This is a genomic window from Vibrio sp. FE10 (assembly GCF_030297155.1).
In the GTDB taxonomy this organism is placed as follows: Bacteria; Pseudomonadota; Gammaproteobacteria; order Enterobacterales; family Vibrionaceae; genus Vibrio; species Vibrio apostichopi.
Window position 1 is genome coordinate 596,665 of the sequence record NZ_AP028067.1, and the last position, 13,472, is coordinate 610,136.

12 protein-coding genes are annotated in these 13,472 nt (G+C 44.9%); 5 read left to right on the forward strand and 7 right to left on the reverse strand.

From position 1 onward, the window contains the following. Window positions 1–345: 345 nt before the first annotated feature. A complete protein-coding gene (locus tag QUF19_RS02675; RefSeq protein ID WP_102434705.1) occupies window positions 346–696 on the forward strand; it encodes a DUF2799 domain-containing protein in 351 nt (116 codons plus the stop codon). A 136-nt stretch (window positions 697–832) separates the two neighbouring features. Here QUF19_RS02675 and murQ read toward each other — a convergent pair whose 3' ends face one another. From murQ to QUF19_RS02695, 4 genes are read right to left on the reverse strand one after another with little or no spacing between them, the layout of a single operon-like run. Next, on the reverse strand, window positions 833–1,753 hold the full coding sequence (murQ, locus tag QUF19_RS02680) for an N-acetylmuramic acid 6-phosphate etherase (protein WP_286295600.1): 921 nt from the start codon (window positions 1,751–1,753) through the stop codon (window positions 833–835). 45 nt (window positions 1,754–1,798) lie between these two features. After that, the gene (locus QUF19_RS02685) at window positions 1,799–2,911 is read right to left on the reverse strand and encodes an anhydro-N-acetylmuramic acid kinase (RefSeq protein ID WP_286295601.1); all 1,113 of its coding nucleotides are present in this window, start codon (window positions 2,909–2,911) and stop codon (window positions 1,799–1,801) included. Then, a complete protein-coding gene (locus QUF19_RS02690) occupies window positions 2,911–3,792 on the reverse strand; it encodes a glucosamine kinase nucleotide-binding domain-containing protein (RefSeq protein ID WP_286295603.1) in 882 nt (293 codons plus the stop codon). The genes QUF19_RS02685 and QUF19_RS02690 overlap by 1 nt, the downstream gene beginning before the upstream one ends. A gap of 3 nt (window positions 3,793–3,795) precedes the next feature. After that, complete coding sequence (locus tag QUF19_RS02695) at window positions 3,796–5,388, reverse strand: sodium:solute symporter (RefSeq protein WP_102434709.1); 1,593 nt, start codon at window positions 5,386–5,388, stop codon at window positions 3,796–3,798. A gap of 247 nt (window positions 5,389–5,635) precedes the next feature. Between QUF19_RS02695 and QUF19_RS02700 the strand changes: the two genes are divergently transcribed. From QUF19_RS02700 to tyrA, 4 genes are all read left to right on the forward strand, one after another. Further along, on the forward strand, window positions 5,636–6,484 hold the full coding sequence (locus tag QUF19_RS02700; protein WP_353505924.1) for a MurR/RpiR family transcriptional regulator: 849 nt from the start codon (window positions 5,636–5,638) through the stop codon (window positions 6,482–6,484). Window positions 6,485–6,495: 11 nt separating this feature from the next. After that, on the forward strand, window positions 6,496–7,485 hold the full coding sequence (gene nagZ, locus QUF19_RS02705; RefSeq protein WP_099167402.1) for a beta-N-acetylhexosaminidase: 990 nt from the start codon (window positions 6,496–6,498) through the stop codon (window positions 7,483–7,485). Between the two features lie 246 nt (window positions 7,486–7,731). Beyond that, window positions 7,732–8,805: a 3-deoxy-7-phosphoheptulonate synthase gene (locus QUF19_RS02710; protein ID WP_286295606.1), complete on the forward strand. Its 1,074-nt coding sequence runs from the start codon at window positions 7,732–7,734 to the stop codon at window positions 8,803–8,805. Window positions 8,806–8,922: 117 nt separating this feature from the next. Then, window positions 8,923–10,050, forward strand: coding sequence for a bifunctional chorismate mutase/prephenate dehydrogenase (gene tyrA, locus QUF19_RS02715; protein WP_017072892.1), 1,128 nt, complete (start codon window positions 8,923–8,925; stop codon window positions 10,048–10,050). A 163-nt stretch (window positions 10,051–10,213) separates the two neighbouring features. On the opposite strand, the gene QUF19_RS02720 is transcribed toward tyrA, so the two are convergent. From QUF19_RS02720 to ettA, 3 genes are all read right to left on the reverse strand, one after another. Then, window positions 10,214–11,224: a M23 family metallopeptidase gene (locus tag QUF19_RS02720; RefSeq protein WP_286295608.1), complete on the reverse strand. Its 1,011-nt coding sequence runs from the start codon at window positions 11,222–11,224 to the stop codon at window positions 10,214–10,216. Between the two features lie 48 nt (window positions 11,225–11,272). Further along, window positions 11,273–11,641: a PilZ domain-containing protein gene (locus QUF19_RS02725; RefSeq protein ID WP_004735041.1), complete on the reverse strand. Its 369-nt coding sequence runs from the start codon at window positions 11,639–11,641 to the stop codon at window positions 11,273–11,275. A 90-nt stretch (window positions 11,642–11,731) separates the two neighbouring features. After that, a complete protein-coding gene (gene ettA, locus QUF19_RS02730; protein ID WP_017110510.1) occupies window positions 11,732–13,399 on the reverse strand; it encodes an energy-dependent translational throttle protein EttA in 1,668 nt (555 codons plus the stop codon). Window positions 13,400–13,472: the final 73 nt, after the last annotated feature.

Sequence of the window (13,472 nt, forward strand, 5' to 3'; positions counted from 1 at the left end):
CAGGGTGTATATTAAAGGAGTCTATGAGAAGAAACTTCCGTTACTGGAGTGAGTGGTCGAATAGCCAATTTAGTGGTGCTATAACTGGTTGAGTGGTTTGTCATCTTTACGGAGTGGTTGATTCTTTGTATCGAACGGCTTATTTACCGAGTAGACAGGTTGATTGACCTAGCAGAGAGGTAGATAGAAGCTGTGAGTGGTAGGTTACTGTTCTTGAGTGGTCTGTATCAGTCTCAAGCGGAGAACATGAGACAATGAGTGGACATCGACAGGCGTTCAGCGGAGAATCACCACAAAGGCAGCGCTTCGTCAGGAAGTGGTGAAGTAACAATATAAAGGATTGAAATGAAAAAAATAATAACACTATTCGCCGTGGCATTTAGTCTTGCAGGATGCAGCGCTAATGTTCAAGATTTAGCAGCAGAAGGTAACTGGCAAGAGATCGGTTATCGTGATGGTATCAAGGGCAACACTCAGCGTTCTTATTCAGAAATGACAGCGCTTGGTGCGGTTGATCAAGCCAGTTATACAGAAGGGTATCACTTAGGTGTGACTGAGTTCTGTAATCCTAACCATGCCTATCAGATTGGCTTGTCTGGTCAGGTGTATGAAGGTGTGTGTTCTGGTACGGAAGACGCTCAACGTTTCCGTATGGAATGGCAACGTGGCTGGGATGAGTTCTCAAACGACTATTAATCCGGCCTGTGGTTAATTATTGATTTCGTTAAATAAAAAGCTCGTTAACTAAAAAACCAGTACCTCGTGTGTACTGGTTTTTTTGTATAACGCCGAATCAATAACGCTTAATCAATATGAGAGCCTACCTGTCGGTTTATTGATTATTCTCTACCGCTTTTCTTAAGAAGCCGTGTTGTTGATCAAGTTGAGCTTTGGCCGATTCAAAATCGAGCCCTGTCAGGATCATCAAAATCGCCAGCTTCACGTCATAATCGGTGGTTTTCAGCGTCGATACTGCCAGTGATTTATCGCATTCTGTTGCTTGGATAACGATACGAGCAGCGCGTGCAACCAACTTCTCATTGGTCGCTTTCACATCGACCATCAGGTTTTGATAGCTCTTACCAATACGAATCATACTCGCAGTGGTGAGCATATTAAGTACCAGCTTTTGTGCTGTCCCTGATTTTAAACGAGTTGATCCTGTTAAGGCTTCTGGGCCAACGACTGGGCTAATTGCGATTTGAGCAATCTCAGCAATAGGAGAGCCTGGGTTACAAGACAGCGCAACCGTCACCGCACCAATCTGATTCGCATAGTTGAGCGCACCAATCACGTAAGGTGTGCGACCACTGGCTGCGATACCTACCACGACATCATTTTCTGTAAATTGAATGGCTTTCAGGTCTTCAATACCGAGAGTCAGCGAATCTTCCGCTCCCTCTTTGGCTTTTAAAATCGCTTCTGGTCCGCCAGCGATTAAGCCAATAACCATTTTGTCTGAAACACCGAAAGTCGGAGGGCACTCTGAGGCATCTAAAACACCTAGTCGGCCACTGGTGCCTGCACCCATATAAATCAGTCGACCACCGTTTTGAAAGGCATAAGCGATCTTATCAACCGCTTTCGCGATCTGTGGCAGTTCCGCTTCGATCGCCAGTGGTACCTGTTTGTCTTGTTGGTTAATCTTTTCAACCACTTCGAGAGAGGTGAGTAGATCAATATCCATAGTGTCAGGGTTTCTCCCCTCCGAAACGAGGTGCGAGAGCGCTGATATGAGAGCGTCGTTACTCATAATGATCCTTAAATGGTGATTCTAAAATGATGGTTCTAAAGTTGTTTAGTCAGCACGATAGAGAACGCCTAGAGAGGCAGGTCTACTTGCGCCAGTCACTTCTGGTAAATTACTTGGCAGTTGATGAACATGACGTTGAGCAAGCCACGCAAAGGCCATGGCTTCCATGTAATCGGCATCAACGCCTTTACTGGTGGTCGACTCAACCTCCCAGCTAGGAAGCAGTTCCGCTAGTCTCTTCATCAACAATGGATTTCTCGTACCACCGCCACACACATACAGTGCAGGTTGGTTACCCAGGCGATAAGTCTCCACTTCATTGGCTATCGTTAATGCGGTGTATTCACAGAGTGTGCGCTGAACATCTTCTGCTGCAAGGTCTTTAAATTCTGTTAATTGTTGCTCTAGCCACGGTAGATTAAACAGCTCTCTGCCAGTGCTTTTCGGTGGCATTTGAGATAGGTAAGATTCATTCAACAGCTGTTCGAGTAAGGCTTGATTTAGTTGGCCTTTTAGCGCGAACAGTGCATCACGGTCAAACTTCTCGCCCGTGTGTTTATCTACCCAAGCGTCCATCAACATATTGCCCGGGCCAGTATCATAACCAAGAGTTGGCTGATTCGGGCGTAGCACTGAAATATTAGAGATACCACCAATATTCAACACTACTACCGAGCTGTCTTGCGGGTGAAAGATCGTATGGTGAAACGCTGGTACTAATGGTGCACCTTGCCCGCCAAGCGCCATGTCTTTGCGTCTGAAATCGGCGACAGTTTGTATCTCTGTTTTCGCGGCAATGATATTGGCGTCACCTAACTGCATGGTAAATGGCGAATCACCGGTTGGCTGGTGGAATACCGTTTGGCCATGGTTACCAATCGCAGTCACGGATGATGCAGGTGTACCTGACTTATCGAGAAGTTGTAGAACCGCATCAGCAAATAGATGACCAAGCTGGTGGTCGAGTTCACCAATGGCAATCAAATCCGTTTTCTGACCAATACAAACCTCAAGCAAACGCGCTTTGATATCATCAGGCATAGGGAACTCATCGTGAGCGAGTAACGTGATACCAGTGTCTTCTATCGAAACTAAGGCCGTATCAACGCCGTCCATGCTCGTTCCCGACATCACACCAATGTATAACTCTGACTTCATTACGAGTCTCCTAAATTGAGCTGATTAATCTTCTGGTTAGCCAATACTTCTGCGCCATCCAGAGCGTTACCTTGAACATGTAAACTACGATCTTGAATCGCTGGTGAGAGACGCTCACGATAGAACTGCCCTAAGCTACCCAAGAACATAATAGGTAGCGTGTTGTTATTAGAACAAGCCTGAGTGAGCTGCTCTATTTGAGTGGTACCTTGTTCTATAATCGATTTTGCTGTTTGGCATTGTGATTCTATGTCGACCAGAGCTCTTGCAAATTGAGCATAGTCAGTGGCGTTCGCTTGGCTAATCCATTCTAATATTTGGCTACGTTTACTACCGATTTTCTTCATAACTAAATCACGAGTCAAAGATGCCCTCTGACTGTCGAACTCGGTGAGGGTTTGTTGAACCGCTCGAAAGCCAAGCCAAGCGCCACCGCCTTGGTCGCCAATTGGAAATCCCCACCCGCCAAATTGCAGGGTCTCATGTAGGTAGTTCAATTGGATGGCAACTGACCCCGTCCCTATCGCGATACAATTGACGCCTTGTCCTGCATTGGCACCAAATACTGATGCTTCTGCATCGGTTGTTATGTACAGGTGAGGACAATGCGCTAAAGCGGACTTTAACTTGGACTTTAACTGCGTATTGCCCGCTCCCGCGACACCTAACACAATATAACATTGTTTCGGTATTATCTGGTTTGTCGCTAGAATGTCATCAATATAATGAGTGAGTTGAGTCACCGCTGCTTCACCGTATAGGGTCAATGAAGTCGCCGGTAAAATGAACTCCTCAATCACTATTGATGTGGGCTCTATTTTCTTAAGCCTGACGGCGGTTTTTGTACCGCCGCCATCGACTGCCAAGGTGTGTGTAATCATCCACTAGACCGTTTGTAGCTTGTTGACTTCTTGAGTCTGTTTTTTACCTGCTAAGCAGACAACCAACGAAACAAAGGTGCCAATACATAATTGATAAGGGAAAGCCAATCGAACACCAACCCAGTCAGCGTTAATCACGCCCATCACGCTATCCCACACGTAAGCCTGCATCAACAATGTCGTTAAGAAACCGGCGATAAGGGCTAGAGCAACCGAGGTTTCGTTGCCACGTTCAGTAAAGATTGCAGTGAAGTACACGCCCAGTAAACCTGTGTAGGCAAACACCATCACACTCAGTGCAAATGATAACAGTGGCATGTCGGTGTATTGCTGCCAGTAGTAACACAAGATGCCCATGCTACCCAAAGCGATTGCTGCTACAGCCATACCAACACGTCCAGCTTTCACGTAATGGAAGTCATCTTGCTCTCCTTTACGAGCTTCTAACCAAGGCTTGTAGATATCTTGCACCGCAACTGAAGACATAGAGTTTAAGCCGGAGTTTAACGTTGAAAGCGCTGCTGCGACGACACCAACAGTTACTAAGCCACGAAGACCCGCAGGCATTTCATTCAGCACGTAGTACATGAAGATCGTGACGTTTTCGCCATTAAAGTTTTGCACGACTTCTTTGCCTTCAACGCCCATTAGCTCTGGTCTTTGATAGAAGACATACAGCAGTAGACCAATAGACATGAATACGAGCACAACTGGAATCGAGAAGATGATTGAGTTGATCATCGCTTTTGAACCTTGCTTGGCATCTTTACAGGTCAACACACGTTGAGTCATGTCTTGATCAAGACCAAATGCACCGATGTTTAATAGGACAAAACCAGTGATACACGCCCAGAAACTAAAGGTACCAGCAGGGCTAAAGTCGAGAGTGAAATCGAGTAGGGTCAGCTTAGACGATTGGCCTTCGCCAGGGTTTGCGAGTACTTGAGCTATTTGGCTGAAGTCGGCTGGAATTTGTCCCAGTAAATAGATGATCACAGCAATGGCTGCGCCGACATAAACCACAAGTTGGATTAGATCGCTCCAAATTACCGAGCGAATGCCACCCATGTAGGTATAAGCAAGGCCGACGGCTACTAAAATGACAACCGAAGTCACCACACTGCTAGGGTCAATGTTGGTAAACAAAATCATAGAAACTGCAATCGCAGCCATGTAGAGGCGGGCACCTGAAGCAAATACTCGACCGACCAAATACATCACGCCTGCACGCTGCTTAGTTTTCTCGCCAAAGCGCACTTTTAGCAGCTCATAAACGGTTGAGACTTTGTTTTGGTAGAAGCGAGGGATAAGTACCAAGGCAACGAAGATGGCACCAATAATGCCGCCAATGTTGGTCGCTAAGTAGGTTAAGTCACCACGGTAGCTAGATTCTGGCCCGCCTAAGAACGTCGCAGCAGATTGTGATGTCGCGAGCACCGAGATAGCCACGACCCACATTGGCATCGAATTACCACCTAAAAAGTAGTCCTTAGTGCTCGTTATTTTTGTTCGGCTGAAGTGCCAACCTGTAAAAGCAATAATGGCGAAATATATCGCAAATACGGCCCAGTCCAGTGAGGTAAATAGTGAATTCATAGCAGCTCCGTAGCATGAATAGGGTAGAGGGTACTTATAATTATTTTTTCAGAATGTCAGTTTGAATAATGAGTTTCAAAATCTATTACTTGGTGGAATAGTGACCAATGCTTTTCTTTGACCATGCTCCCAGAAGGGGGTGTTAGCTATTCCATATAGGAGAATCCGAAGGAATAATTATTCCAATGAAAATACAAAACTCGTTATGATAGAAAAGAACTGGCAGAAGGAAGGGGAAGGGCATTTAGTGAAAGGCATTGCGAAAGTAAAAGCGCTGTTACCCAAGCTGTCTCCATCTGATGCGTTGGTGGCGCGATATGTTCTTGACCACCCACAACAGGTGAAGCAATTATCTTCACCCGAGTTGGCCAAAGCGGTCGGGGTGAGTCAGTCAACGATAGTGAAGTTTAGTCAGAAGCTTGGTTATAAAGGGTTTTCAGAAATGAAGGTCAAACTCTACCAAAGCGACATGACTTATCAGCCCGTATCTCAACGTGGCATACATGGCACGATCACTCGTAAAGATCCGCCCGACATGGTGATGGACAAACTTCTTGCAAGCAAAACACAATCGCTTGAGCGCACTGTGTTATTAAACGAAGGTGAGCAGCTAAACCATGCAGCAGATATTTTGCATTTTGCGCGTAAGGTGCAAATCTCAGGCGTAGGCGCCTCATCGTTGGTAGCGAAAGATCTTGCTTATAAGCTGATGAAAATAGGCCACGCCGCCAATGCAGAGCAAGATGCCCATATTCAAATTGCCAATGCCGCTTCTCTTTCTGAAAATGATGTGTTGATTGCGATTTCTTATTCTGGAAACACCAGAGAAGTGGTGAAGGTTGCCCAGCTAGCTAGATCGAAAAAAGCCAAGGTGATTGTGATTAGTCAATTATCATCTTCTGCTTTAGACAAATACGCTGATATTAAGTTGATATCAGCAGCCGACGAAAATCATATTCGCAGTTCATCTATAACTGCTCGTGATAGCCAACTTTTTATTACTGACTTGTTGTTCATTGCGTTAACTCAGCAGGAAGAGCAAGCCGACCAATTAATTGAACAAAGCAAATCTGCAGTAGCAGAATTTAAGCAATAGAAGGATATTGTATGGGACCGTTGTGGGTAGATGTTGCGGGCTATGAGCTAACAGCTGAAGACAGAGAAATTTTAGAGCACCCAACCGTTGGTGGTCTCATCTTATTTGCTAGAAACTACCACGATAGCAAACAGCTATCGGCGTTAAATAAAGAGATCCGCAAAGTCGCAAAACGTCCTATTTTAATCGGTGTTGATCAAGAAGGTGGCCGAGTTCAACGCTTCCGCGACGGTTTTTCAATTATCCCGGCAGCCCAAGAATTTGCGACCAAGAATAATGGCGAACAATTAGCAGAACAAGCGGGTTGGTTGATGGCGGCAGAGTTGATTGCCCATGATATTGATCTGAGTTTTGCGCCTGTGTTAGACAAAGGCCACGACTGTAAAGCGATTGGTAGCCGAGCGTTTGGTGAAGATATTGATACCATCGTTCGCCACAGCAGTGCTTTTATTAAGGGCATGAAATCGGTTGGCATGGCGACAACAGGAAAGCATTTCCCAGGACACGGCGGCGTGATTGCTGACTCACACCTTGAAACGCCTTACGATCCTAGAGACGACATCTTTGAAACTGATATGGCGATCTTCAAGGCTCAAATTGAAGCAGGAATATTAGATGCGATGATGCCTGCGCACGTGGTTTTTTCTCACTATGATGATCAGCCAGCGAGTGGCTCTGAGTATTGGCTGCAGAAAGTATTAAGACAGCAACTTGGATTTAAAGGCCTAATCTTCTCTGATGACTTAACCATGGAAGGCGCTGCGATTATGGGGGGGCCAGCCGATAGAGCGAAGGCTGCTCTGAATGCAGGTTGCGACATGGTGTTGATGTGTAATAAACGAGATGCACAAATTGAAGCTCTTGATCACTTAGCGATTCAAGAGGTGCCTTTAGCCAACTCATTGCTTAAAAAGCACAGCTTTGACTTACCGACTCTTCACTCGGATAGCCGATGGAAAGAGGCCTCAGAGCAAATTAAGCGAATGTTAAACGCTGGGTGATAAATAAACACTCTATAAGTTTTAAGAAGGCGATATGAAAAATATCGCCTTTTTTGTATGTGCTAGACGTGGTTTAGGCCTATTTGTGCCTCAGAACGAACTAAAGATGGGGTGTAAATTTATTTTTACATCAAATGTTTTTTATTGTTTACACTTGCAATCGTTTTTGTAGCTGTTATTGTGTTTTTAAAGATTGTTAGCCCAAATGGAAATGTTGGGTGTAAAAATAAATATACAGGTTGAGTTATGCAAAAAAGTGAATTAAGCAATGTCAATATCATCGACGAACAGGTACTGATTACTCCAGAGGAGTTAAAAGCGAAATTACCTTTGAGCGATAATGCTCGTCGTTTTATTCAAGAGTCTCGTGAAACGATTGCGAATATCATTCATAAGAAAGATCACCGTATGCTAATCGTGTGTGGCCCATGTTCTATTCATGATCTAGAAGCTGCGAAAGAATACGCCAAGCGTCTTAAAGCACTTTCTGAAGAACTGAGCGACCAACTGTATATTGTTATGCGTGTTTACTTTGAAAAGCCTCGTACCACTGTTGGTTGGAAAGGTTTGATCAATGACCCACATCTAGATGGTACGTTCGATATTGAGCATGGTCTGCATGTTGGTCGTGAGCTTTTAGTTGAGTTAGCTGAGATGGAAATCCCACTAGCGACCGAAGCACTAGACCCAATAAGCCCACAATACCTAGCAGATACATTCAGCTGGGCTGCGATTGGCGCACGTACGACTGAATCTCAAACTCACCGTGAAATGGCAAGTGGCCTTTCAATGCCAATCGGCTTTAAGAACGGTACTGACGGTAACTTAGGTACTGCAATTAATGCGATGCAGGCTGCTTCTTCTAGTCACCGTTTCATGGGTATCAGCCGCGAAGGTGAGGTTGCACTGCTAACGACTCAGGGTAACCCAAACGGTCACGTTATTTTACGTGGCGGTAAGCAAACGAACTACGATTCAGTATCAGTACATGAGTGTGAACAAGAGCTGGGTAAATCTGGTTTAGAAGCTGCGTTGATGGTTGATTGCAGCCACGCAAACTCTCGTAAAGATTTCCGTCGTCAACCATTGGTTGCTGAAGACGTTATCTATCAAGTGCGTGAGGGCAATAAATCAATTATTGGCCTGATGATTGAGAGCCACATTAACGAAGGTAATCAGCCGTCAGATATTCCTCTAAATGAGATGAAATACGGCGTTTCTATTACCGACGCGTGTATCAATTGGGAGTCAACTGAGGCACTATTGAAACATGCACATACGGAGTTAGTCCCGTTTTTAGAGAACCGTCTGAAAGGTTAGTCAGAGTTTAAATTTAAGTGCCTCATCTAATGGGGCATTTTAAGATCTGCCGCTAACGAACCTGCGTCAGTGCGGGCTTTTAGATTAGCGCGGGCTTATAGATTAGTAAGGAATAAAATGGCCGTTGAACTGAACGAATTACGCGACCAAATCGATGCTGTCGATAAACAAATGTTGGATTTACTGGCTCAACGACTGGCTCTAGTAGAGAAAGTCGGCGAAGTAAAAAGTGAACATGGTTTACCTATTTATGTACCAGAACGCGAAGCTGCGATGCTGGCGTCTCGCCGTCAAGAAGCCGAGAAAATAGGGGTTCCGCCACAGTTAATCGAAGATATTTTGCGTCGTACTATGCGTGAGTCTTATGCCAGTGAAAAAGATTCTGGTTTTAAGTGTCTTAACCCAGAATTGCGTTCAGTGGTTATCGTTGGTGGTAATGGTCAACTTGGCGGTCTGTTTGGCCGTATGTTCAAGCTTTCTGGCTACGAAGTGAAAATCCTTGGCAGCCAAGATTGGGATAAAGCCGATGAGATCTTAGATAATGCTGGCCTTGTGGTTGTTACGGTTCCAATTCACCTGACGGAAGGTGTGATTGCGAAGCTGGGTAACCTACCAAGCGATTGTATTCTTTGTGATTTGACGTCGATTAAATCAAAACCTCTACAAGCCATGATGAACATGCACCAAGGCCCAGTGGTTGGGTTACACCCAATGTTTGGTCCTGATGTTCCAAGCCTTGCGAAACAAGTGATTGTTTACAGTGATGGACGTGGTTCTGAAAGCTACCAATGGTTGCTGAATCAATTTGGTATCTGGGGCGCGAGCCTGTGCCAAATGGATGCTGCTGAACACGACCATGGTATGACTTTGATTCAAGCACTTCGCCACTTCACCTCTTTTGCTTACGGATTGCACCTGAGTAAAGAGAACCCGAACATTGATCAGCTTCTGAAGCTAAGCTCACCAATCTACCGACTTGAAATTGCGATGGTTGGCCGTCTGTTTGCTCAAGACCCGAACTTGTACGGTGATATCATTCTTTCTTCGGATGAGAATATTGAGATGATTCGACGTTTCCACAGTCGTTTCGGTGAAGCATTAGAGATCTTGGATGGGAAAGATAAAGCCAAGTTTGTTGATAGCTTTAATCAAGTCAGTGATTGGTTTGGTGATTACTCGCAGCAGTTCTTGCAAGAGAGCCAAAACCTTTTAAAGCAAGCACATGACTCGATTCATCGTGGCTAATCACTATTGGAAATCATAAAAAAGAGCGACCTGATGGTCGCTCTTTTTTTATCTAATTCAGGACTAAAAGTAGTTGGCCTACAGTAGGCTAAAAGCAATTAGATCATCATAAGCCAAACCAACTGGCCCTAATAGCTAACAACTAATAATTAATGGTTAATAACTAGTTAGTCGTGATAGGTTTCTTGCTCTCTTCGCTCGATACGGTGTCGATGGTCGAGCTAATGTAAGGCACATTCGTCAGGTTGATCTGCAAGCGAACCACATTATCAATCAGCTGAACCAGTGGGCCCCACTTAACCTTTTTCTCTTTCTCGAACACGTAGTTGAAGTTTTCCGGTGTCCAATCCATCAAGTATTGAGGGTTCAATGAACGACCAAGGAAGCGTACTTCATAATGCAGGTGTGGCCCGGTTGAGTTACCTGAGTTACCACAACTCGCAATCACATCACCTTTACTAACAAACTGCCCGCTGCGAACTTTGAATTTTTGTAGGTGCGCGTAAGAACTCATGAAGCCGAACGAGTGACGCATAGTAATAAAGTTACCGAAGCCTTTTTTACTTGGGCGTACCGTCTCAATAACCCCATCTGCGGGCGCGACAATATCTTCACCACGCTTACACGTCAGGTCGATACCAGTATGTACATGGCGTTTACCTGAAATAGGGTTAGTGCGGCTACCATAAGAAGAAGAGATACGTTGATAAGCCATAGGGTTGTCGTTTGGAATCAAGCGAAACATCGTGGCTCTTACTGCTGAATCTACCGCCGCAGCATCAATGCGATCTTCTAAAGAGACATCATCGGTAAGCAACTCTTCATCGGCAAGACCAAGTACTGATTCCACATCAAAGACACGCTTACCAAGCAGTTGAATGGTGCCTTCTTTCTCGGTGAGTGTTTGCGATAACGAGTGATTGGTTTCTACCTGCTCGGCGTAAAGAAACTCGGTTTGCTCTTTTTCAACAATCAGCGTTTCAATCAACTGTTGTGCATCGCCTGCTTGCATTGCGAGCTCTTGTTTACCTTCGACGTGCATGTATGCAGCTCCGCCAATTAACAGCGGTACTGAAAAAATTGCAGTGGTGCACATGAGCACGGCTTTTCGGCCGAAGTAAAACGTCTGTTCCCCATTGTTAGAGGGAATAGTAATGGAAATTTTTTTAGACATGGTTCTGTATTAACTAAATGCTTCTAATAGAAAAAGGTAATGGAGATATTATTCCTTACCCAAATCGGTAAGGTGTTCAATCTCTCTATAAAGCAGTTCATCGTCGCCGACATTAAGCTCAACAAGGCGCTTAAGGTGGCTAATACTATCAATATCTAAATGCTCTATGCGTAAACGCATTGAGGTATTGATGGTAGAGACTATCGTTGCTTCTAACTGAATATTGATATCACTGTTGGTGAGCTTAAAGCTGACTTGAACAGGAGCATCGTGGCTGAGTTGCTGCCATTTATCACATTGAATGAGTAAACCATGGAGAGATAAGTCTTGCACTGAGCCGGATACATTTACTTGTCCTTGTGAGATCTCAGTCGGGACTTGATAAATAACTCGTGAAAATTGACGTCTTTCAAGCATAGGTAATTTCTCTATATCAATAGGTAAATAGTAAGCCAGATATATCAAAGGCCGCTATTATCGCGGCCTTTGTTCAAAATACAAGCTAATTTACTTAGTAATACGCTTGTACTTGATACGGTGCGGTTCAGCCGCTTGTGCGCCCAGAGTCTTCTTCAGCCACTCTGTGTACTCAGTATAGTTACCTTCGTAGAAGTTAACTTGACCTTCATCACGGTAGTCTAAGATATGGGTCGCAATACGGTCAAGGAACCAACGGTCATGCGAGATAACCATTGCACAGCCAGGGAACTCAAGCAGCGCTTCTTCAAGTGCACGCAGAGTTTCGACATCAAGGTCATTGGTAGGCTCATCGAGTAGCAGTACGTTACCGCCCGCTTTTAGTAGTTTCGCTAGGTGAACACGGTTACGTTCACCACCAGAAAGCTGACCGATGATTTTCTGTTGGTCGTTGCCTTTGAAGTTGAAGCGAGAGCAGTATGCACGAGCAGGGATTTCGAAGTTGTTGATCTTAATGATATCAGCACCTTCAGAGATCTCTTGGAATACTGTTTTGGTGTCATCCATGCTGTCACGGAACTGATCAACAGAAGCAAGCTTAACCGTTTCGCCAAGTTCAACTGTACCTGAATCTGGCTGTTCTGCGCCGCTTAGCATCTTGAATAGTGTTGATTTACCTGCACCGTTGGCACCAACGATACCGACGATAGCGCCTTTAGGCATGCTGAAAGATAGGTCGTCGATAAGAACGCGATCACCAAATGACTTAGTTAGATTCTTAACTTCAAGTACCTTGTCACCTAAACGCTCACCTGGCGGGATGAACAGTTCGTTAGTTTCGTTACGCTTCTGGTATTGGCCAGTCGTTAGTTCTTCAAAACGAGCCATACGAGCTTTAGACTTAGCCTGACGTCCTTTAGGATTCTGACGAACCCATTCAAGTTCTTTCTCGATGGTTTTTTGACGTGCGCTTTCGCCTGATTTCTCTTGCTTCAGACGCTCATCTTTCTGTTCTAGCCAAGATGTGTAGTTACCTTCCCATGGAATACCTTCACCACGGTCAAGTTCTAGAATCCAGCCAGCAGCGTTGTCTAGGAAGTAACGGTCGTGGGTAATTGCCACAACAGTACCGCTGTAATCAACAAGGAAGTGCTCAAGCCAAGCCACTGATTCTGCATCCAAGTGGTTGGTTGGTTCATCAAGAAGCAGCATGTCTGGCTTCTCTAGAAGTAGACGACAGATCGCAACACGACGACGTTCACCACCTGATAGGAATTCGATTTTTGCATCCCACTCAGGAAGGCGAAGTGCATCAGCAGCACGCTCTAGAGCTGTCTCTAGGTTGTGGCCATCTTTTGCTTGGATAAGTGCTTCAAGCTCGCCTTGTTCTTTAGCAAGAGCATCGAAATCTGCATCTGGTTCAGCGTAAGCCGCGTAAACAGCATCAATACGCTTAAGTGCGTCAGCAACATCAGAAACCGCTTCTTCTACGATTTCACGCACTGTTTTTGATTCGTCTAGTACAGGCTCTTGCGGTAGGTAACCGACTTTAAGACCTTGTTGTGCACGAGCTTCACCATCAATATCAGTATCAATACCAGCCATGATACGTAGTAGGGTAGATTTACCTGAACCATTTAGACCCAAAACACCGATTTTAGCGCCAGGAAAAAAGCTAAGAGAAATGTCTTTAAGAATTTGACGCTTAGGTGGAACAGTTTTGCTCACCCGAGACATGGTATATACGTATTCAGCCATTGCCGATCGATCCTAATTTATTGTTCAAAATTGTCTGCTATTTTATACCAATATCCCCAAAGATGTTACTCCT